Here is a 21,682-nt window from a genome sequence, read left to right on the forward strand (position 1 = left end):
CATCAGGACTGCGTGCCGCCAACGGTCAGCTCATCAAGCTTCAGCGTGGGCTGGCCCACGCCCACCGGCACGCCTTGACCTTCTTTACCGCACACGCCGACACCGGTATCCATCTCCATGTCGTGGCCAATCATGGACACCCGGCCCATCGCCTCCGGCCCGTTGCCAATCAAAGTGGCCCCTTTGACCGGTGCGGTCAGCTTGCCATCCTCGATCAAGTACGCCTCGCTTGCGGAGAAAACGAACTTGCCCGAGGTGATATCCACCTGGCCACCGCCAAAGCTCACCGCGTAGATACCGCGCTTGACGCTTTTGATGATGTCCTCGGGGCTGTCCTGGCCGGCCAGCATGACGGTGTTGGTCATGCGCGGCATGGGCAAGTGCGCGAAGGACTCGCGCCGGGCGTTGCCGGTAGGCGCCATGTTCATTAGCCGCGCATTGAGCTTGTCCTGCATGTAGCCGGTCAGGATACCGTCCTCGATCAGCGGCGTGTTCTGGCCCGGCGTGCCTTCGTCATCGATACTCAGCGAGCCCCGGCCATCCATGATCGTCGCATCGTCCACGACGGTCACGCCCTTGGCGGCAACGCGCTGGCCCATACGTCCGGAAAACGCCGAGCTGCCCTTACGGTTGAAGTCGCCTTCCAGGCCATGGCCCACCGCTTCGTGGAGCAAAATACCCGGCCAGCCTGCCCCCAGCACCACCGGCATTTGCCCGGCCGGGGCGTCCACGGCGTCCAGGTTGACCAACGCCTGGCGCACCGCTTCTTTAGCGTAAATACTCGCCGCGCCCTGCTCCTTGAGCGTGGCCATGGAGTAGCGCCCGCCACCGCCGGCCCCACCGCGCTCGCGGCGGCCGTTTTTCGCGGCGATGACGCTGACGTTGAAACGCACCAGCGGGCGGATATCGGCGGCAAGCGTTCCATCGCTCCCCCGCACCAGCACGACTTCATACGTGCCGGAAAGCGAGGCGCTGACCTGGCTAACGCTTGGGTCGGCGGCGCGCGCCACTTTATCCGCCTCCATGAGCATGGCGACTTTCTCTTCGGCACTAAGCCCGGCCAACGGATCGATGCCGGCGTAATAATGCTCGGCGGTAACGATATTGACCGCCTGGCCCGGCAGGCGCTTGCCGCTACGCACGATGCCCGCGGCGGTGCGCCCGGTATCCATCAGGGCGTTGGCGTTGATCTGGTTGGAGTAGGCAAAGCCGGTTTTCTCACCCGCTAGCGAGCGCACGCCAACGCCACCGTCGATGTTGTAGCTGGCCTCCTTGACGCGACCATCTTCCAGCACCCAGCCCTCTTGCCAGGTGCGCTGAAAGTAAAGATCCGCGTAGTCGATACCGGCCCCCAGCGCGTAGTCGAGTCCGGTATCCAGCGCCTTCACATCCAGGCCGCTGGGCGCCAGTAAAATAGAGGCGGCAAAATCCAAATCGCTCGTGTGTGCACTCATTAAGGGCCTTCCAAAGTAACCCGCGGCGAGGTCCAGGGGCCTTGCACGCGAAAATGTAAAGTTGTTGCTCGATTCAGCGGCTCGCCAAACAATTGATCGGCGACGAACAGCGCGGCGCCGACGGCCGGCGCCCCCACCGCCACCGCGGCCAGGGGCAGCGTTTGGCTGACGGGGAGTGTGACGCCCAAGCGCTGATCGAGTTCACGCTGTAAAAGATTAACACGTCCTGTGAGCCTTAACGTGGCGGCCGGCGCCTCGATTTGCAAGGGCTCGCGAAGGGTGAGTTGCCCGCCGGCGGCGGTGGCGCTGCCGTAAACCCGGTCGAAGGCGGTGCCTTCGCCGGTGACATCGCTAAAGTCCAGGCGCAGGCGCCGAAGAATATTGTCGAAGTTCAAAAGCCCGACCAGCCGCGCCGACGTCGAGCTCATCGAGACGAAGCGCCCATCGCGGATATCCGTATCCAGTCGCCCGGTAGCGCGGGCCAGGTCGAGCTGCCAGGGGGCGCCGGGCCAGTCAAGGCTTGCGTTAGCCCGCGTGGTGCGGCTGCGAATCGGCACCGGTTGGCCAAGATGTTCGAGCGCCGAGCCGATATCGCCACCGCGTACGGCGATATCGGCGCGACTCTGTCGGCCCTGCCATAAAAGCTCGCCGGTCAGCGAAAGCTGGCCAAGCGTGAGCCCCACCGGTGACAGCGCAAAGCGCCGCGGCCCGGTCTGCCAGTAGGCGGTCAGCGGGCCGACCTGGTTCTCCTGGATATTGACCTCGGCAAGGCGCAAACGCCCGTTGGGCATCTTGTCGAGCCAGTCCGGCGCGCCCACCGGCTCGACGTGCGAGGTCTCGATCGCGTCCATCCAGGAGTCCGGGGCGGGCGCCTCGTCATCGCCAAAGGAGAGCTCCATCAGCTTGTCGGCGTCGAGGGTGGCGATCGTGATATCCAGCGGCCGCTCGCCCCCGGGCTGATACGCCACGCGTCCGGACACGATATCGCCGCCGACCTGGGCGTTCAACGCCTGGTCGACCAAACGCGCCGAGAGACTCAGCTCCCCCAGGCACGCGTCGTCAAAGCTCAGACACGGCGTATCGAACATCAGCGACACCGGCGCGTCGAAGCGCAAAAGCTCATCCGGAGACCCGCCGGAGGCGCCGCCGCTCAGCGGGGCCAGCGCGCGCTGCCAGTCGCCAATGTCGAGACGCTCGAGATCCGCCTCGATTCGCAGGCCCGGCGCCGGTGAAAGCTCGGTCAGCGGCGCGGCGCGGCCCACCGCCACCGCGCCTTCGATGGCATCATCGACAATAATCCGCGCGTGAAGCACGTCGGCCAGCCGGGCCTCCACGGCGCCGCTTTCGATATCGGCCTCGAAGGCGAAAGGCCACGCCACGCCGCGGCGTTTATCGAAGGGTGCCGGTAGCGTGCTCTCCACGCCGGTAAAATCGCTTTGAAAGCGCACGTAGAGGCTCGGCTCTAGGCGCACGAAGCTCGCCCAATCCGCGCGGCCGTTCAAAAGCGACCGGGCGTGTTCGGATTCGATACCGGCCAAGGTAAAGAGCGCCCCGGTATCGAGCTCGCCGCCTAGCGTGATCCCCTCGGCGGGTACGTCGAAATCCGCCGTGATGGGCCCGTTCAGTAGCCGCCCCTCGGCACTGCCCAGTAGCGCAAACCGTGATCCGCGCTGCTGCCAGGTAATGTCTCCGCCGACATCGGTCAGCGGTGCCTGGTCCAGGGGCGCGTAGCTTATTCGTGAAAACCAGGGCCTGGCGTTCACTTCGACTTCGAGCGCCTCGGGGTCGTCCAAATCCAGCCCAACGAGTAGCTCGCCCTCCACTTGGCCGCTGGCTTCCAGATCGTCCAGCAGCGCAGTATCGATATCGGGGATCGCCTGGATGAAATCGACCAGCGATGCGCCGCTGCTGGAAAGCCGCCCGCCGATGTTGAGGTACTCATCCTCCATGCGCACTTCGCCATCGAAGGCCTCGACGCCCAGACTTTGCGCCCGGTCGACCTGGGCCTCGAGCACTTGGTTTTGCCAGGTCAAACGCCCTGTTACGTCTTCGAGCATCGGCCAGTCGTCGGCAATCGGCAGGTAGCCACGTTCGATATCGAGCGCGAGCGTAGCGGTGAGCGGATTCTCCTCGCGATTACCGCCAATGGGCAGCCCCAGGCGCAGCGAGCCGTTGGGCACGAAGCCGCCGACGTCATCCAGCAAAAAATCGCGAATGCCCTCGCCGAAGGTTTTGACCGGCAGCCACTGGGAGAGCGGGTAGTTGATGGCGTCGACGTTGGCAAAATCGATATTCAGACCGAACTGGCCTCGACCCTCCCCGGTCATCAAACCAAAGCCGCCGCTTATTTCGGCGCCGTCCCAGTTAACGTCCAGATCGCGGCCACTAACCATGCTGCGTGGGCCGTCGTAAACCCACTCCACGCGCCCGCTTGCGTGGCGAAGCTGCATCGGCGCCTCGAACAGCCGGGGGAAGTAGAGCTCGCTTTCACCGGCGCTATTAAAGGTGACACGCCCGCGCAAATCCCGCGCCTGCACCCAGGCATCCAGCGGGCCACCGCCAGGCGCCTGCTGCCAGGGCTGAACGCTGAGATTAGTGACCGCTGCATCTATGCCCCAGCGCCCGTCCTGCTGGCCAAGGCGCAGCCCCTGCACCTGGCCGCTGGGTGAAAGCGTTTGCAGTACCCGCGTCACCGACTCGGGCAAAAAGGCATACTCGCGCCAGGCCGTGAGCGAGGCAAGCTCGAAAGGGCTGGTGCGCAGCTCCCATTGACCGGGCTGGTGCGCCAGATACCAGTGGCGCGGCAGCGCCGGCCCTTCGCTGACGTTATCCGGCTGCGCCCACTCGACGCTCTCGGCATTGGCGCTAAGCCACGCCTCGCCGCCCTCGTCGTCGCGGGCCCACTGTCCGTCGGCCTGAATATCACGCAACACCGCAAACTGTGCTTGCTGGCGCAGCGTCAGCTGGGGAATCCCCATTCCGACGCGTACTTCTTTAAGCTCGCCGCCAAACCAATCACCCCAAAGCCGCACCGACCCACCGGCCTGCTCGATATGCGGCATATGCTCGGCGCGAAATACATCGCCAAGCGCCACCAGGTGGTCCAACTGCAACTCGAGCTGCATCGCCGCAGAGAAATCGCTGGGTCCGTCGGGGCCTGGCTGCATTTCTGCCTGCACAATCAGCGCTGGCAGCGCATCGACCTCGTCGAGCGTACTCGCCTCCAGGATATTGACCGCGCCTTCGAAGCGCGCCAGCTCCTTGTTGCCCCCCAAAAGCAGCCGGGGGGCGCTGAGCGTCAGGGAATCATCGCGTCCATGCAGGGTGAGCAGGCTATCGCGCATCCATAGGCGCTGCTTCAAAATGATCCCGGTCCAGCGGTCGATCTTGTCGAGATCGACCTCGGGTTCCTCGGCAAAAAGCAAAGGGAGCGTGGCGGGCTCGGGCCAGCCCCACTGGGTGTCGCCGGTTTGATAGAGGTGAAAATCGAGATCGGAAAGCCGCGCGTCGCTGAAAATCGGCGCGAATGCTTTGATCGACGCCCAAGTGTCCAGGCGCAGGTAGGCGCTTTCCAGCGACACCAGCGGCGCGTCATCGGTCTCGGCATTGAGCCCCTCCAGGCGCAGCACGATATCGTTGCGCTCGAGGGACAGCGCCAGGTGTTCGATGGTGACCGGCGCGCCGATTCTGGATTCGAGCAGCGACTCGATCGAGGGGATCAGTTGCTCGGCCTGGCTGAACACCAGCCGGACCGACAAAAGCACGACCGCGACCAGCGCCAAAAGCCCGGCGAGGGTGGCCAGTACTTTGCCAGGAAGTGAAGCAGGTAGTGACATTACATCAGCACGATATCGTACTGTTCCTGGGAGTAGTGCTGCTCGACCTGGAACCGTATGGTTTTTTCGATAAACGCCTCGAGATCGGCCACCGCCGCCGACTCCTCATCGAGGAGACGATCCACCACGGGCTGCGAGGCCAGCACGCGGTAAGTGTCGGCGCTGTAGGCTCGCTCTTCGCGCAGTATTTCGCGAAAGATCTCATAGCACACGGTTTCCGGGGTTTTTAGCGTACCGCGTCCGCCGCAGGTGGTGCAGGCTTCACAAAGCGTCTGCTCCAGGCTCTCCCGGGTGCGCTTGCGGGTCAACTGTACCAGGCCAAGCTCGGTCACGCCGGTGCACTTGGTCTTGGCGTGGTCGCGCTCCAGCGCCTTTTCCAGCACGCGCAGCACCTGGCGCTGATGTTCGACATCGGTCATGTCGATGAAATCGATGATGATGATACCGCCCAGGTTACGCAGCCTGAGCTGGCGGGCAATGGCGGTGGCCGCTTCCAGATTGGTCTTGAAAATGGTTTCTTCGAGGTTACGGTGGCCAACGTAGCCGCCGGTGTTGACGTCGATGGTGGTCATCGCCTCGGTGGGGTCGATCACCAGGTACCCGCCGGATTTGAGCTGCACCTTGCGCGCCAACGCTTTTTGAATCTCGTCTTCGACGCTATAGAGATCGAAAATCGGCCGCTCGCCGGGGTAGTACTCGATGCGATCCACCGCGTAGGGCATGAACTCTTCGGCAAACTCCTTGAGCTTGACGAAGTTCTCCCGGGAGTCGATACGCACCTTCTCGATATCGTCGCGCATCACATCGCGCAGGGTGCGCATGAAAAGCGGCAGATCGTCGTAGATCACGCTCGGAGGGGCGGCACTGATCTTGCGCTCGCTCACCTTGCGCCAGATGCGTAGCAGAAAGTACATATCGCTTTCGAGCTCTTCATCGCCCACGCCTTCGGCGGCGGTGCGTACGATAAAGCCGCCGGTGATTTCCAGTGTTTGGGCATTCACGCTTTTATCGAGCAGCGCTTTCAAGCGTTCGCGCTCGGCTTCGTCCTCGATGCGCTGAGAAACGCCGTGGTTGGACGAATCCGGCATATAGACGAGATACCGTGAAGGGATCGAGAGATGCGTGGTCAGCCGGGCGCCCTTGGTGCCGATCGGGTCCTTGGTGACCTGAACCACCAGCGCTTGGCCTTCGTGAAGCAGGTGATTGATCGTCGGCGGCGTGTCCGTGAGCGCCCCCGAGGCCATCACCTCGTGGGCATGAATGAAGGCGGCGCGTTCCAGGCCAATATCGACAAAGGCAGCCTGCATACCAGGCAAAACCCTGACCACCTTGCCTTTGTAGATATTGCCCACGATGCCGCGCCTGCGGGAACGCTCGATCAACGCCTCTTGCAACACCCCGTTTTCGACCAGCGCCACGCGGGTTTCCATGGGGGTTAAATTGATAAGGACTTCACCGCTCATGCACTCTTCCTTATGGGGCTCGGCTGCTTCAAGGTATCCGTTTGAAGCTACTTTACAGGCGGGCCGACCAAACGGACACACCCTGGTTTGAAAGTAGTCGTGAAGTCTCGAAAAGCGGAAGCCCCACCACGGCCGAATGGCTGCCGCGTATCTCCTCGACGAAGACCGCGGCCAGGCCCTGAATGGCGTAGCCACCCGCCTTGTCCTGGGGTTCACCGGTTTGCCAGTAGCGCTCGATTTCAGCGTCATCGATTCTGCGCAACCGCACCGTGGTCGTGACACAGCACGACTGGGTACCCGCGGGGCCGATCACGGCCACGCCGGTCATCACCTGGTGGGTCCGGTTGGAGAGCGCGGCGAGCATTGCTCGGGCGTCTCGCGCGTCGCGCGGCTTGCCCAGAATGCGCCCGTCGAGCACCACGGCGGTATCCGAGCCCAGCACCGGAAGATGGGTACGCGCTTTACTCGCTTCGGCCTTGGCGATCGCCAGCCGCTCGACGTAGGCCGGCGCTTGCTCGCCGGGGTTAGGGGTCTCGTCGATATCGCTTGGACACACCTCGACCGCGACGCCGATGGATTCCAAAAGCGCCCGGCGCCGAGGGGATGCGGAGGCCAGGCAGAGCACGGCCGCGCGCTTTTGGGCGCTGGACGCACACGACGGGGCATTACCCGACGACATACGCTAGCCCCCTGCCGCTCGGCGCTCGAGCGCCTTGAGCATGGTGGCAAGCCAGGGCCATAAAAGCCCACTGATCAGCGACGAAATCAAAAACGACAGGTGGATGGTGAACTCGCCGGTCAGCACGCGTACCCACTGCTCGACCAATTGGGCAAGGCCCAAAAGCACCAGCACCAGTACCGCCTGCTGAACCAGCGAGTAGGCGCGAAAGCGCGGATAGACCAGCGCCGCCAGAAACGCCAGCGACGAAAACACCAGCGCATGCTGGCCCAACACGCTGCCCTCGATCAGATCCACCATCAAACCGATCACGAAGCCGTGGAATACGCCTACCCGGTCCGGCACCCGCATACACCAGTAGACCAGCATCAGGCCGATCCAGTCGGGCCGGTAGACCTGCCAGCCGTCGGCCAGCGGCATCACCTGCAGGCAAAGCGCCAGCACCAGGCTTAGCCATACCACGACGAGGGGAATCACCGGAACTCTAGCCATTGGGCACCTCCGGCAGCGGCGCCGGGCCTACTTCACCAAGGCGCTCGGAGGCGTGAATCGCCTGAGCGGAAAGCGACATGTCGCTATTCCAAAGCGTGGTGTCTTCCTCTTCGAGCGGCGGCGGAAAGAGCAGCAGGAAGTGACGCGAGCGGGTGAGCTGTGCCGAAGGCGTCGCGCTCACCTGGGCGAACGGCTGGCCCGGGTCGTGATACACCTCGCTCACCCGGGCGACCGGATAACCCGGCGGGAAGCGCCCGGCAAGCCCGGAGGTCGTCAACAAGTCGCCTTCGCGAATATCGGCGGTATCCGGTACGTGCAATACGTTAACACTTTGGTAGCGCCCGGTACCCTGAACGATAAAGCGCAGGCCGTTGCGGTTGACCTGCACCGGCAAGGCATGGCTTGCATCCGCCAGCAGCAGCACCCGGCTCGAGTAGGCGGAGACCGCCGTAACCTGGCCGACCAGTCCAAAGGCATCGATCACCGGCTGGCCCACGTAGGCACCGTTACGATGCCCGCGGTCCACCACCATCTGATGGCTGAACGGGTCGTTATCCAAAGAGAGGAGTTCCGCCGACATATAGGGGAATTCGGTACGTTCGGCGGCGTCGAGCAGCTCGCGCAGCTGAGCGTTCTCGGCGGTGAGATTGGCCAGTCGCTGGCCACGGTGCGAAAGGGTCAGAATCTGCTCGCGCAGACGGCGGTTTTCATCCACCAGCGCCTGCTGATCGGAAAGCACCAGCGACCCCCAGTTAAGGAGATCGCTTGGCAGACTAACGACCCACTGAATCGGCGCGACCACCATGGTCATGTGGGCACGCACGTCTTCCATACGCGTAAAGCGCTGGTCGACAAACATCAAAGCGCTTGCCGCCAGCACGCAAAAGAAGAACCGGTAGCCCGGTATGGGGCCGTGCGAAAATAGCGGTTTAATAGGCAACCCTCCGCAGTAAACCGCTAAAATCAGTCGCTTGAGAGTAGCTCAAAAGTGTGTTGATCGATCATTTCCAGCGCCTTGCCACCGCCACGCGCAACGCAGGTCAGCGGATCTTCGGCCACGATCACGGGAAGCCCCGTCTCTTCGGCAATCAGCTTGTCCAGATCACGCAAAAGCGCTCCACCGCCGGTCAACACCAGGCCACGCTCGGCGATGTCCGAGGCAAGCTCCGGGGGTGACTGCTCCAGCGCACTTTTCACCGCGGCCACGATCGAACCCAGGGTTTCCTGAAGCGCCTCGAGGATCTCGTGGGAATTGAGCGTGAAGCTTCGCGGAATACCCTCGGCCAGGTTGCGTCCGCGCACGTCGATCTCTCGAAGCTCGCCGCCGGGGTAAGCGCAGCCGATCTCTTCCTTGATACGCTCGGCGGTAGCCTCGCCGATCAGGCTGCCGTAGTGGCGGCGCACGTACGCGGTGATCGCCTCGTCGAAACGGTCACCGCCTACGCGGATGGATTCGGAGTACACCACGCCGTTGAGCGAAATGATCGCGATTTCGGTGGTACCGCCGCCGATATCCACGACCATCGAGCCCTGGGCTTCTTCGACCGGAAGCCCAGCGCCAATCGCGGCGGCCATGGGCTCTTCGATCAAAAAGACTTCCCGCGCCCCTGCGCCCTCGGCGGATTCACGAATCGCGCGGCGCTCGACCTGGGTCGACATGCACGGTACACAAACCAGTACCCTGGGGCTTGGCGTCAAAAAGGTGCTTTGATGCACTTTGCGAATGAAGTGCTGGAGCATTTGCTCGGTCACGGTAAAGTCGGCAATGACCCCGTCTTTCATGGGCCGAATCGCCGTAATATTGCCGGGGGTGCGACCAAGCATGCGCTTGGCATCGGCGCCGACCGAGGCGACGCTTCGCATATTGCCCGACTGGCGAATGGCGACAACGGACGGCTCATCAAGGACGATACCGCGACCGCGTACATAAATCAGTGTGTTGGCCGTACCCAGATCGATCGATAGATCGCTGGAAAACAGCCCCCTCAAGCGTTTGAACATGGATGTTGTTACCTAGTGCAGACCGGGAACCCTGTGCGGATGCAAACGGTATCACCGCAACCCCTTGGCAGCAAGCACGAGTCGCTCCCCTGCCCGTTGCATTGATTATGTGGTACCTTTTGCGGCTATTTTCCATGTCTTAAATTCGTGTCTTCAAGCAAGACGAATTCAAGACGACCGTATGTATACCGCTCGATGCGGAATATGTTCCATTACGTTTGCGAGGAAACCCCGATCATGGCGCTTGAAGAATCTCACGTGCGCCGGGCCGCACACCTGGCCCGACTCGCCATCAGTGACGACCAGGCCAGCCGCTTTGTAGACGATCTCAGCCAGATTTTAGACATGGTCGACCAGCTACAGCGCGTCGATACCGAAGGCGTCGCACCGCTCGCCCACCCGCTGGACGCGACCCAGCGCCTGCGCGCCGACGAAGTCACCGACGCCAACATGCGCGACGAGTATCAGCGCTGCGCGCCGGCGGTGGAAAACGGCCTGTACCTGGTACCGCGCGTGGTGGAGTGAGTGCGCCTGGCGCCCCGCTTTTTGACTTCCTTCTATTCGCCCCGAACGGAGCTTTTGGGTCATGCATAATCAAACCGTAACCCAGCTGGCCGCTGCCTTGAAAAGTGGCGAGCTCTCGAGTCGTGAACTCACCGCCCACTATCTACAGCGGATCGAGAAAATCGACGGCAAGCTCAATAGCTTTATCAGCGTGACCGGTGAGCAGGCACTCAATAACGCCGAAGCCGCCGACAAGACCCGCGCCGACGGCGGCGGCCACGCGCTGACCGGCGTACCGCTGGCCCTAAAAGATATTTTCTGCACCAAGGGCGTGAAGACCAGCTGCGGCTCCAAAATGCTGGACAACTTCGTCGCCCCTTATGATGCCACCGTGGTAGAGAAGCTCAACGCCGCGGGCAGCGTAAGCCTTGGCAAGACCAATATGGACGAGTTCGCCATGGGCTCCTCCAATGAAAACAGCCACTATGGCCCGGTCAAAAACCCCTGGGATTTGAACGCGGTACCCGGCGGTAGCTCCGGTGGAAGTGCCGCCGCAGTCGCCGCGGGCCTGGTGCCCGCCGCGCTAGGTACCGACACCGGCGGCTCGATCCGCCAGCCCGCCGCGTTTTGCGGCATTACGGGCTTGAAGCCGACCTACGGGCGGGTTTCGCGCTACGGGATGATCGCCTACGCCTCGAGCCTCGACCAGGCGGGCCCCATGGCCCGCTCGGCTTCTGATTGCGCGCATCTAATGAACGTGATCGCCGGCCACGACGTACGCGACTCCACCAGCGCCACCCGCGGCGTGCCCGACTACCTCGAGCAGCTGGACGCCCCGCTCTCCGGGCTCAAGATCGGCCTACCGAAGGAGTACTTCGGCGACGGCCTGGACAGCGACGTCGAACAGGCGGTACGCGAGGCGGTCAAGGTATACGAGTCGCTGGGTGCGACCGTGCGCGAAGTGAGCCTGCCGCATACCCACTACGCCATTCCGGCCTACTACGTCATCGCCCCGGCGGAAGCCTCGTCAAACCTTTCCCGCTTCGACGGCGTGCGCTTTGGCCACCGCTGTAAAGACCCCAAAGATTTGATCGATCTCTACACGCGTACCCGCGAGGAAGGTTTCGGCGAAGAGGTGAAGCGGCGTATTTTGATCGGCACGCACACCCTGTCTGAGGGCTTTTTCGACGCCTACTACATCAAGGCACAGAAAGTGCGCCGCCTGATCCGCCAGGACTTTTTGGACGCCTTCGAGGACGTCGACGTGCTGATGGGCCCGGCCGCGCCCACCACCGCCTTCGACATCGGCGCCAAGAAGGACCCGGTGTCGATGTATCTGCAGGATATCTACACCATCGCTGTGAATCTTGCCGGCATTCCGGGCATGAGCGTGCCCGCGGGCTTCGCGAACGGCCGCCCGGTGGGCCTGCAGATTCTGGGCACCCACTTTGCCGAGGCGCAGCTTCTCAACGTGGCGCACAAGTTCCAGCAGGCCACCGACTGGCATCTTCACCTTCCCGCACTCGCCGAGGAGAACGCCTAATGCAATGGGAAACGGTAATTGGGCTCGAGGTTCACGTTCAGCTCGCCACGCGCTCCAAGATCTTTTCGGGTGCTTCAACCTCGTTTGGTAGTGAACCCAACACCCAGGCAAGCGCGGTGGATCTTGGCCTACCAGGAAGCCTTCCGGTGCTCAACGAACAGGCCGTGGCCATGGCGGTTCAGTTTGGCCTGGCGGTCCACGCCGAGATCCCCGAAGTCTCGGTGTTCGATCGCAAGAACTACTTCTACCCGGATCTGCCCAAGGGTTACCAGACCAGCCAGATGTATCACCCTATCGTGGGCCCGGGCGAGGTCGAAGTCACCCTGGACGAGGATCTAACCAAACGCATCCGCATCCACCACGCGCACCTGGAAGAGGACGCGGGTAAGTCGCTGCACGAAGACTTCCAGGGGATGACCGGCATCGATCTCAACCGCGCGGGCACGCCGCTTCTGGAGATCGTCTCCGAGCCGGACATGCGCAGCGCCAAAGAGGCCGCCGCTTACCTGAAGGCGATCCACTCGATCGTCACGTACCTGGGGATTTCCGACGGCAACATGGCGGAAGGCTCGATGCGCTGCGACGTCAACGTCTCCGTGCGCCCCAAGGGCCAGGAGGCGTTTGGCACCCGCGCCGAGATCAAGAACGTCAACTCCTTTCGCTTCGTCGAGCGTGCGATCGCCTTCGAGGTCGAGCGCCAGATCGAGCTGATCGAAGACGGCGGCACGGTGGTGCAGGAAACCCGCCTGTTCGACCCGGAGCGCGACGAGACGCGCAGCATGCGCACCAAGGAAGAGGCCAACGACTACCGCTACTTCCCCTGCCCGGATTTGTTGCCGGTGGTGCTCGACCAGGCCTACCTGGACCACCTGAAAAGCCAGCTGCCGGAGCTTCCCGCGGACAAGCGCGCGCGTTTTCAAACCGAGCTGGGGCTTTCGGCTTATGATGCCCACGTGCTCTCGGCAAGCCGCGAAATGGCGGAGTTCTTCGAGGAAGTCCATCGCGTTTGTGGGGACGCCAAGCAGGCCGCCAACTGGGTACAGGGCGAGCTCTCCGGCGCCTTGAACCGCGAGAACCTGAGCGTTCACCAAAGCCCGGTCTCCGCCCAGCAGCTCGGTCAGCTGATCGGCCGCGTGGTCGATGGCACGATCAACGGCAAGGCCGCCAAGGAGGTCTTCCAGGCGCTTTGGAACGGCCAGGGCCGCGATGCCGACGAGGTGATCGAGGCCAAGGGCTTGAAGCAGGTCACCGACACCGGCGCCATCGAGGCGATGATCGACCAGGTGATCGCAGAAAACCCGGCCCAGGTCGCCCAGTACCGTGACGCCGAACCGGAAAAGCGCGGCAAGATGATCGGCTACTTCGTGGGTCAGGTGATGAAAGCCTCCCGCGGCACTGCCAATCCGCAGCAGGTCAACGGCTTGCTCAAGGAAAAGCTCGACGCGCTGCTTTAAACCTGGCGCTCGCGCATTCAGAAACGGCGGCCCCTGGCCGCCGTTTCTTTTTATGGTGCCTGAAAAAAGCTAGAGCTGGCGGGGTTCGGTAAAGCGAACGAGCCTTGCGCAGCCCGCCGCCCAGACATCGGCCTCGAGCTCGGCAATGGCCGCGGTAGGAAAGCCAAGCACCTGACTTTGCGGGCCTTCGACGAGCCGCCCGCACAGCGCGCCGACCAGCGGCATGTGGCTAACCAACATGAGCGTCTCGCCCTCCGGCCGGGCCAGCAACCAATCGTTGACCTTCGCCGGCGAGTCGTCCGGGGTAATGCCTTCAAGCGTCGTCACCGACACACCGAGTGCCTCACCCACTGCGCGGGCGGTTTGCTGGGCGCGAACGAAGGGGCTTGCGTAAAGCACGACCGGCCCGAGCTTACGGGTTTCGAGAAAACGCGCCATGCGCGCGGCCTCGGCTTCGCCGTTTTGGGTCAGCCTGCGCTCGCAGTCGACCCGCCCGGGGCCCGCCTCGCCGTGGCGCATGATCAAAAGTCGGCTACTCGCGGTCATTCAAATCCCCTGTCTCATTGTGCGCTTGCTGGACGGTCTCCCTGGGGAGCACGAACTCTACGTCGCTACTGTGTTCGCCCATCATCAGCGTGCTCGCCATTTCCTTGGCGGCCACGCCTTCGAACAGCACCCGATAGAGCCCCTCGGCCAGCGGCATGTAGACCCCCATCTCCCGCGCCCGGTCACACACGATGGGAACGGTGTTGACGCCTTCCGCCACCTGGCCCAACGCATCGACGGCCTCGTCGAGGGTGCGCCCCTCGCCCATGGCAAACCCCACGCGGTAGTTGCGCGAAAGCTTCGATGAGCAGGTGACGATCAGATCCCCCACCCCGGCCAGGCCCAGAAAGGTCATCGGGTTGGCGCCCTGGGCCACGGCGAAGCGGCCCATTTCCGCCAGCGCCCGGGTCATCAGCATACTGCGGGTGTTTTCGCCCATGCCCAGCGCCGCCGCCATTCCGGCGATGATGGCGTAGATGTTTTTAAGCACCCCGCCAAGCTCCACGCCGTGGCGGTCGTTGCTGGCATAGACGCGAAAATAGCCACACCCCAACGCCTGCTGCACCCGGGTGCGGGTCAGCGGGTCCGCGCTTGCGATCACCGTGGCGGTGAGCTGCTTATCGGCGATTTCCGAGGCCAGATTGGGCCCAGCAATCACGCCGATATGCTCAAAGCCGGTCTCCTGCTCGAGCACCTGGCTCATCAGCAAAAAGCCCTCTTGCTCGATGCCCTTGGTGGTGCTGACGAGTATCTGCTCCGCGGTGAGCCAGGGCTTGGCCTGACGCACCACCTGGCGAAACGCCTTGGAGGGAATGGCGACCAGCACCAGCGCCGCACCTTCGACCACCGCGCGAATATCCGTGGAGGCCTCGACTGCTGCGTTAATCGCGTAATCGGGCAGGTAGCGCCCGTTGCGGTGCTCCTGATTGATTTGCGCAACCAGCGCCTCGTCGCGCATCCATTGGCACACCTGGGCGCCGTTGTCGGCGGCGATACTGGCAAGGGCCGTGCCGAAGCTTCCGCCGCCCAGCACCGCCACCTTGATCTGCTCCAAAGCCATGACGTTGTCCTACTCCCTAAACGATACGCCTACTTTATCACTAATAGCGCGGCGCTTGAGCGCCCTCGATGCCTGTTCAAACCACAAACAAATCGGCCCGCCAAAAGGCGGGCCGAAGGTCTACGCGTCTGATTTACGCGGTCAGTACGCTGTTCAAACGCTTGACGTAGGCCGCCGGGTCATCGAGATGGCCGCCTTCGGCGATGATCGCCTGATCCAGCAGGATGTGCGCCAATTGGCTGAACTGCTCGCCGTCGGCGCCTTCAAGGCGCGCCACCAGGGCGTGGTCCGGGTTGAGCTCGAGAATCGGTTTGACCTCGGGCATCGGCTGGCCCGCGGCTTCCATGATGCGGCGCATCTGGTAGCCCATTTCGTGCTCGGGCAGCACCACGCAGGCCGGCGAATCGGTCAGGCGGTGCGTGATCTTCACCTCCTGCACGCCTTCGCTCAGCGCCTCTTTCACGCGCTTGACCAGCTCTTCCTTGGACTTGGCCGTCTCTTCCTGAGCTTTCTTTTCCTCTTCGTCTTCGACCTCGCCCAGGTCAAGCTCCCCCTTGGCCACGTCGGCGAAGGAGTAGCCTCCGAACTCGGTCAGATGGCTCATCAGCCACTCGTCGATACGATCAGAAAGCAGCAGTACTTCGATGCCTTTCTTACGGAAGATCTCCAGATGCGGGCTGTTTTTCGCCGCGTTGAAGCTATCCGCTACCACGTAGTAAATCTTCTTCTGACCCTCTTTCATCCGCTCGATGTAGCCGGCCAGCGCGTTTTCCTGAGCGGCGGTATCGGTGTGGGTCGAGGCGAAGCGCAGAAGTTCGGCAATCTTTTCGCGGTTGGCGGCGTCCTCGCCCGGGCCTTCTTTCAACACGCTGCCGAAGGTGTTCCAGAACGTCTGATACTGTTCGTCGTCCTTGGCGAGCTTTTTGAGCATGTCCAGCGCACGCTTGGTCAGCGCCCCCTTGATCTTCTCGACCTTGGGGTCCTGCTGAAGAATTTCCCGCGACACGTTGAGCGACAAGTCGCGGGTATCCAGCACGCCCTTGATGAAGCGCAGGTAAAGCGGCAAGAACTGCTCGGCGTCGTCCATGATGAACACGCGCTGAACGTAAAGCTTCACGCCGCGGGCGCCGTCGCGCTCGAACATATCAAACGGCGCACGGCCGGGCACGTATAGAAGGCTGGTGTACTCGAGCTTGCCTTCGACCTTGTTGTGGCTCCAGGTCAAGGGGTCGCTGAAGTCGTGGGCGACGTGCTTGTAGAACGCCTTGTACTCGTCGTCACTCACCTCGCTTTTCGGGCGCACCCAAAGCGCGGTGGCTTCGTTGATGGTTTCCCAGGTAGTGACTTCGCTGCCTTCGATCTCGTTGCCTTCGTCATCCTTGGCGGTCTCGGTCTTCGGCATGCGCACCGGCACTTCGATGTGATCCGAGTATTTGCGCACCAGGCCCTGCAAGCGATGGTCGTCGGCGTACTCCTTGGCATCGTCTTTCAGATGCAGGGTGATTTCGGTGCCGTGCTTGTCGAGCTCGATATCGGCGACGCTGAACTCGCCCTCGCCTTTCGAGCGCCACTCGACGCCTTCACCGGCGTCCGCGCCCGCCTTGCGGGTGCGCACGACGACTTCGTCGGCCACGATAAAGCCAGAGTAAAAGCCGACACCGAACTGACCGATCAGCTTGGCGTCTTTTTGCTGCTCGCCGGAGAGCTGCTGCAAAAACTCGGAGGTGCCGGAGCGGGCGATGGTGCCCAGGTTCGAAATCACGTCTTCGCGATTCATGCCGATACCGTTGTCGCGCAGCGTCACGGTGTTGGCCGCGGCGTCGTGCTCGATCTCGATACGCAGGTCGCTGTCGTTTTCATACAGCGCGTCGTTGTCGAGTGCGGCGTAGCGCAGCTTGTCACAGGCATCCGCGGCGTTGGAAATCAGCTCGCGGAGAAAAATCTCCCGGTTCGAATACAGGGAGTTGATCATCAGGTTAAGAAGCTGTTTGACTTCCGTTTGAAAACCAAGTGTTTCTTCGTGGGTTGCCGTACTCATGCGTAGCCCTCAATTGCCTATCACTGCATTACCAATGCGCGTTAGTTCGCGCGAAGCGTCGTGTGAAGGTCAATATGGGGCTAGTGCGAGTAATTTCAAGAAGCTGAAGACGGCGAATCCGGTGTTTCGAGCTCACCGTACTTCCAAACCCGGTAGCCGGCCAGGCGCCGGTCGATACGGTCCAGCAGCCAACCGATGATCAGCGCATCATCGACGAGGCCGAGAATGAAGATAAAATCGGGGATCAGATCGAAGGGCATGATCAGATAGCCAAGGGCCAGCGCCATCATGCCAAAGGCCGACCAGGGCACCGGACGAAACCGCCCGCTGATCACATCCCGGGTCATCGGAAAAAAGAGTTTCAACGCGCGCAGGATCCGTTTGAACGCCCACACTCGGCCTTTCAAACGTGACAGCCACCACCATTTCTTCCATCGCGCCATTAGGACCAACCCTGGTTGAGATTCTCGTTCAATGCATCGGGCAAAGGATTGAATGAGCACCGTTTGCCGTTATAGTCCACTATAGACGGTCAACCCCCTAGCAGTCAGCGTCATACGTTAAAGAGAGGAAGCCATGCCGGTTACGCGATCTCGTTTTCGCCTCAAAGCGCTATGCGCCGCGGCGCTCATCGGCCTAGCCACGAGCGCCACGGCGGCCACGGACACCCAAATGCGCGAGGCGCTGGAAGCTGCCCGCGACCAGCAGTGGCAGCGCATCGACGAACGCGCCCTTGCCGGTCATGTCTTGAGCGGTTACGTCGAGTATCACCGCCTACGCGGTAGGCTACCCAACGTACCCGCCCATGAGGTGCAGGCGTTCATTCAGCGCAACGCCGATTCGCCGCTTTCGGAGTGGATGCGTGGCCAGGCGATTGCCAACTACGGCTACGCCGGGCGCTACGCGGATCTATTGAGCGTCGCCGACGGCGAACCTACCGGCGCCGCCCGCCAGTGCTATTACTATAGCGCCCTGATGGAGCGCGCGCCGGGCGAGGCGCGCGCTGCGGGGTTGGATCTATGGCTGACCGGAAGCTCCCAGCCCAACGCCTGCGATAACCTGTTTAACCGGCTGCGCGCCGATAACACCATCGACGACCGCGCCGTATGGCAGCGCAAGATGCTTGCCTGGCAGGCCGGCGAAACCGGCCTCGATAGCTACCTCGATGGGCTTTTGAGCGGCCAATGGCAGACCGCCATGGACACTGTCGACTCGGTCGACCGCAATCCGCAGATGATCACCCAGGCCCCCGCCTGCCTGGGGCCCGAGTGCGCGGCGAGCGCGCCCTTTTATCAAGCGGCGATGCAGCGCTATACCCGAGACAACACCGCGGCAGCGTTGAACGCCTGGCAAGGCCTTGCCCCCAGGCTTTCGCTGACGGCAGATGAGCGCCGCGTCATCGAAGAGGAGCTCGCCTTTTACGCGCTGGTGCGCAGCGTGCCGGGTTCGCTTGCCTGGGTGGATAGCGTACTACCGGGACTTGAAAGCGAGCGGGTGCTGGAGCTACGCGTACGCCGGGGTTTGGAAGAGCGCCAGTGGCAGGACGTGATGCACTGGATCGCCCAGATGCCGCCGAGCCAGCAGGAAAACAGCCGCTGGCAGTACTGGTTGGCCCGCGCCAACGAGCAACTCGGCAATCACGACGCCGCCGAGGCGCGCTATCGTGAGGCGGCAATGGATCGCAGTTTCTACGGCTTCGCCGCCGCGGAGAAACTGGGCGTGCCCTACCGGTTGAACAACGAGCGGAGCCATTTCGACGATATCTCCCGCGAGCGTACCGCGAGCCTGCCGGTGGTGCAGCGCACCGAGGCGCTGATGCGCATTGGTGAAGACGGCCTGGCCAACAGCGAGTGGCTGCACGCGGCCCGTAACGCCCCACCCGAACAGGCCCGCGCCCTGGCCGATTATGCCGCCCAGCATCAGTGGCACGCGCTGTTGGTACAAACCACCATTGCCGCCGAAATGTGGGACGCGCTGGACTGGCGCTTTCCGCCCGCCTTCCGGGAAAGTTTCATGCGCTGGGGCAATCAAACCGGGGTCGACCCGTATCTGTTGATGGCGATTACCCGCCGCGAAAGCGCCTATAACCCGGTCGCACTTTCGCCCGCCGGTGCGCGGGGACTGATGCAGCTAATGCCGGGTACCGCCGCCCTGGTTAGTCGCCAGCTCGGTCTGAGCGACCCCGGCCCGTATGGCGTGCTGGACCCGGAAACCAACATCCGCTTGGGCAGCACATATCTTCGCGACAAGCTCAACCGTTACCAGGGCAACCGGCTGGCGGCCACCGCGGCCTACAACGCGGGCCCCGGCCGGGTCGATCAGTGGCTAGGTAACGGCAGCGGCGTAGAGTCCTTCGATCTATTCGTGGAGAGCATTCCGTTTCGCGAAACCCGCGACTACGTGCAGGCGGTGCTTAGCTACCGGGTCATTTTCGAAAGCCTGGACCAGGGCGGTGACAGCCAGGGCGTGACGCTGCTGACCGACAACGAACAGCAGGTACGCTACGACCGCGCGCTGCTGGCGCTTCGTTAAACGTTGGCGCTTAGTTAAACATGGCAGCGCCCGGTCAGACCAGGCGCTGCTCGAGGGCCAAACGCACGCCAAACACCACCAGTACTGCCCCGGTGGTGGCGTTCAACACCCGCGCAAAACGCGCGCTTGCCAAAAACCGGCTCGCTCCCCCCACCATCAAAACCACGCCTATTTGCCATACGTTGGCGATCGCAAAATGCACCGCGGCAAGCCACAGCGACTTCAAAAGCGCCGGGTCCGTGGGCGCGATGAACTGCGGTAAAAACGCCATATAAAACACTACCGTTTTGGGGTTCAACACGTTGGATAAAAGCCCCTCCTTGGCCGGCTGATAAAGACCGACCGGCGAGCGGGCCTGGTCGAGCCCGCCCACCGGTAGCGCCGCACCGCGTTTGGCGGCCAGCAGACTGCTGATGCCGAGCCACACCAGGTACCCCGCACCGGCAAACTTTAAAAGCGTGAAGGCGAAGGCGGACTGCAGAAGAATCAAGGAGATGCCCAGCGCCGAGACCGTCGCATGCACGAACAGCCCGCAGCAGATCGCGATACTGGTGACGACGCCATCGCGCACCCCGCCCCGGGCGGTGTTGCGAATGACCAGCAGGGTGTCCACGCCTGGGCTTACGGTCAGCAGCGTAATCGCGACCACGAAGGGAATGAACTGGGCGTCAAACAGAGTGAGTTGGCTCATGGGGCAGCGCTCGTCGCATTGAAAAGAAACCTGAAACCGCCACTGGACGATCACTTTTTTTACTTCTACAGTGAATTTTGTGGGTCCGCAAGGCGGCACCCACGTATAACTTAAGAACGCTAAGGAAACGAAAGATGGCAACTGGTACCGTTAAGTGGTTCAACGACACAAAAGGTTTTGGCTTCATCTCACCGGATGACGGCGGCGATGACCTTTTTGCGCATTTCTCCGAAATTCAGGCTGAAGGCTTCAAGTCCCTGCAGGATGGACAGAAAGTGACCTTCGATGTCACCCAAGGTAAAAAAGGCCTTCAGGCTTCAAATATTCGCGCCTCCTAAGTACTGACAAAGTACTGCTCTTAACACCGAGCACCGCGCGAAACAAAAGGCCCGCTTCTGCGGGCCTTTTTATTTTTCAACGTTACTGCGTCGCGTTGAGGCTATCCAGATCGCGCTCCTCTTCGTCCTGCTCGGCGCCTTCCTGCTCGGCGCCTTCCTGCTCATTGCCGATCTGATCATCGCCGGGGGCGCGTTCATCGTCGCCGCTCGCCTCATCGCGGTTTGAACCGTTGGTGAAGGCGGCGTTTTCCGACGCATCGGCGCTGTCGCTATCCGTCGGCTGCTCGCCGTCGGTTTGCCGAGCGCCGGTATCTTCACCGCTAGCACCCTGCTCGTCGCGCCGAGTAAAATTACTTTCAGTGGCCGTTGCGCTACGCTCGCGCTCGATCTCTTCGAACTGCTCGTTCAAGCGCTGCTGCGCCTCTTCGAAACGCCGCTCGGTATCCTCGATCAGCGCATCGACATCCGTCGCTTCCAGGTCGTCTTCGAGACGCTCCCGCTCCGGAATGCTGCTCTCGACTTCCCACTCCTCGGAGAAGCTTTCGCTCTCCATGGGCTCGAGTTCAGGAGATTGGTTCTCCACTTCCTGGAACTGCTGCTCGAGCTGGCGCTGGGCCTCCTCGAAGCGGCGCTCGGTTTCGGCAATGACATCGTCGACGTCGGAGCGCGTCGTCTCGCCGGGCATGGCGCTCTCTTCATCGAGGGCGTCATCCGGGTCGGCGGCCAGTGTCTCTTCGCCGGCCTGAACCTCTTCGCCCACCGTGGCCGTCGACTCTTCGCCCTGGGCGTCCAGCGCCTCGGCGCGCTCGAGCTCTTCAGCGGCCTGGCGCGACTCGACTTCATCCTCCATCTCTTCCGGGTCCGGCATATTGGCGGCATTTTCCGCCGCCTGGGGCGCCTCTTCGTTTTGTACCACCTCATCGTCGGACACCGAGCTTGCGGAGTCATCCGGCTCGACAGTGGGCTCTTCCTGAGACTCGCCGCAGGCGCTCAATAAAAGCGCCAGGCTTGCCAGTAGCGGTATCCATAAACGATTTCCCATCGGGTTACT

The 21,682-nt window shown here is 62.4% G+C and carries 18 protein-coding genes; 5 read left to right on the forward strand and 13 right to left on the reverse strand.

Annotation, left to right across the window (positions count from 1 at the left end; all coding sequences use genetic code 11):
• Window positions 1-2: 2 nt before the first annotated feature.
• From tldD to ACWHVV_RS10720, 7 genes are read right to left on the reverse strand one after another with little or no spacing between them, the layout of a single operon-like run.
• The gene (tldD, locus tag ACWHVV_RS10690) at window positions 3-1,454 is read right to left on the reverse strand and encodes a metalloprotease TldD (protein ID WP_447926227.1); all 1,452 of its coding nucleotides are present in this window, start codon (window positions 1,452-1,454) and stop codon (window positions 3-5) included.
• Entirely contained in the window at window positions 1,454-5,290 is a 3,837-nt protein-coding gene (locus ACWHVV_RS10695; RefSeq protein WP_447926228.1) for a YhdP family phospholipid transporter, read from the reverse strand. Before ACWHVV_RS10695 ends, tldD begins: the two co-directional genes overlap by 1 nt.
• The gene (rng, locus tag ACWHVV_RS10700) at window positions 5,290-6,753 is read right to left on the reverse strand and encodes a ribonuclease G (RefSeq protein WP_447926229.1); all 1,464 of its coding nucleotides are present in this window, start codon (window positions 6,751-6,753) and stop codon (window positions 5,290-5,292) included. Before rng ends, ACWHVV_RS10695 begins: the two co-directional genes overlap by 1 nt.
• Window positions 6,754-6,805: 52 nt before the next feature.
• A complete protein-coding gene (locus ACWHVV_RS10705; protein ID WP_447926230.1) occupies window positions 6,806-7,432 on the reverse strand; it encodes a Maf family protein in 627 nt (208 codons plus the stop codon).
• A 3-nt stretch (window positions 7,433-7,435) separates the two neighbouring features.
• Complete coding sequence (mreD, locus tag ACWHVV_RS10710; RefSeq protein ID WP_447926231.1) at window positions 7,436-7,924, reverse strand: rod shape-determining protein MreD; 489 nt, start codon at window positions 7,922-7,924, stop codon at window positions 7,436-7,438.
• Window positions 7,917-8,864 (reverse strand): rod shape-determining protein MreC, encoded by a 948-nt coding sequence (mreC, locus tag ACWHVV_RS10715; protein WP_447926232.1) that lies wholly within the window; start codon window positions 8,862-8,864, stop codon window positions 7,917-7,919. The genes mreD and mreC overlap by 8 nt, the downstream gene beginning before the upstream one ends.
• A 23-nt stretch (window positions 8,865-8,887) precedes the next feature.
• The gene (locus ACWHVV_RS10720; RefSeq protein WP_018915723.1) at window positions 8,888-9,925 is read right to left on the reverse strand and encodes a rod shape-determining protein; all 1,038 of its coding nucleotides are present in this window, start codon (window positions 9,923-9,925) and stop codon (window positions 8,888-8,890) included.
• Window positions 9,926-10,162: 237 nt separating this feature from the next.
• On the opposite strand from ACWHVV_RS10720, the gene gatC reads away from it, so the two are divergent.
• The 3 genes from gatC (at window position 10,163) to gatB (ending at window position 13,426) form a co-directional block, all read left to right on the forward strand.
• The gene (gene gatC, locus ACWHVV_RS10725; protein WP_447893559.1) at window positions 10,163-10,450 is read left to right on the forward strand and encodes an Asp-tRNA(Asn)/Glu-tRNA(Gln) amidotransferase subunit GatC; all 288 of its coding nucleotides are present in this window, start codon (window positions 10,163-10,165) and stop codon (window positions 10,448-10,450) included.
• Between the two features lie 61 nt (window positions 10,451-10,511).
• Complete coding sequence (gene gatA / locus ACWHVV_RS10730) at window positions 10,512-11,972, forward strand: Asp-tRNA(Asn)/Glu-tRNA(Gln) amidotransferase subunit GatA (RefSeq protein ID WP_447926233.1); 1,461 nt, start codon at window positions 10,512-10,514, stop codon at window positions 11,970-11,972.
• Complete coding sequence (gene gatB, locus ACWHVV_RS10735; protein ID WP_447529066.1) at window positions 11,972-13,426, forward strand: Asp-tRNA(Asn)/Glu-tRNA(Gln) amidotransferase subunit GatB; 1,455 nt, start codon at window positions 11,972-11,974, stop codon at window positions 13,424-13,426. The genes gatA and gatB overlap by 1 nt, the downstream gene beginning before the upstream one ends.
• A gap of 69 nt (window positions 13,427-13,495) precedes the next feature.
• On the opposite strand, the gene sixA is transcribed toward gatB, so the two are convergent.
• The 4 genes from sixA to ACWHVV_RS10755 form a co-directional block, all read right to left on the reverse strand.
• A complete protein-coding gene (gene sixA, locus ACWHVV_RS10740) occupies window positions 13,496-13,972 on the reverse strand; it encodes a phosphohistidine phosphatase SixA (RefSeq protein ID WP_447926234.1) in 477 nt (158 codons plus the stop codon).
• On the reverse strand, window positions 13,959-15,032 hold the full coding sequence (locus ACWHVV_RS10745) for an NAD(P)H-dependent glycerol-3-phosphate dehydrogenase (RefSeq protein ID WP_447926235.1): 1,074 nt from the start codon (window positions 15,030-15,032) through the stop codon (window positions 13,959-13,961). Before ACWHVV_RS10745 ends, sixA begins: the two co-directional genes overlap by 14 nt.
• Window positions 15,033-15,165: 133 nt before the next feature.
• On the reverse strand, window positions 15,166-17,070 hold the full coding sequence (gene htpG, locus ACWHVV_RS10750; RefSeq protein ID WP_447926236.1) for a molecular chaperone HtpG: 1,905 nt from the start codon (window positions 17,068-17,070) through the stop codon (window positions 15,166-15,168).
• 95 nt (window positions 17,071-17,165) lie between these two features.
• Window positions 17,166-17,513, reverse strand: coding sequence for a YkvA family protein (locus ACWHVV_RS10755; protein WP_447926237.1), 348 nt, complete (start codon window positions 17,511-17,513; stop codon window positions 17,166-17,168).
• 133 nt (window positions 17,514-17,646) lie between these two features.
• Between ACWHVV_RS10755 and ACWHVV_RS10760 the strand changes: the two genes are divergently transcribed.
• Window positions 17,647-19,602, forward strand: coding sequence for a transglycosylase SLT domain-containing protein (locus ACWHVV_RS10760; RefSeq protein ID WP_447926238.1), 1,956 nt, complete (start codon window positions 17,647-17,649; stop codon window positions 19,600-19,602).
• A 34-nt stretch (window positions 19,603-19,636) separates the two neighbouring features.
• Here the strand turns inward: ACWHVV_RS10760 and ACWHVV_RS10765 are convergent, their stop codons facing one another.
• A complete protein-coding gene (locus ACWHVV_RS10765; RefSeq protein ID WP_447926239.1) occupies window positions 19,637-20,293 on the reverse strand; it encodes a LysE family translocator in 657 nt (218 codons plus the stop codon).
• 134 nt (window positions 20,294-20,427) lie between these two features.
• Here ACWHVV_RS10765 and ACWHVV_RS10770 point away from each other — a divergent pair, with 134 nt between their 5' ends.
• The gene (locus ACWHVV_RS10770) at window positions 20,428-20,631 is read left to right on the forward strand and encodes a cold-shock protein (RefSeq protein ID WP_447926240.1); all 204 of its coding nucleotides are present in this window, start codon (window positions 20,428-20,430) and stop codon (window positions 20,629-20,631) included.
• A gap of 82 nt (window positions 20,632-20,713) precedes the next feature.
• Here the strand turns inward: ACWHVV_RS10770 and ACWHVV_RS10775 are convergent, their stop codons facing one another.
• Window positions 20,714-21,673: a hypothetical protein gene (locus ACWHVV_RS10775; protein ID WP_447926241.1), complete on the reverse strand. Its 960-nt coding sequence runs from the start codon at window positions 21,671-21,673 to the stop codon at window positions 20,714-20,716.
• Window positions 21,674-21,682 lie beyond the last annotated feature (9 nt).

The sequence above is a fragment of the Vreelandella sp. EE27 genome, from assembly GCF_968206495.1.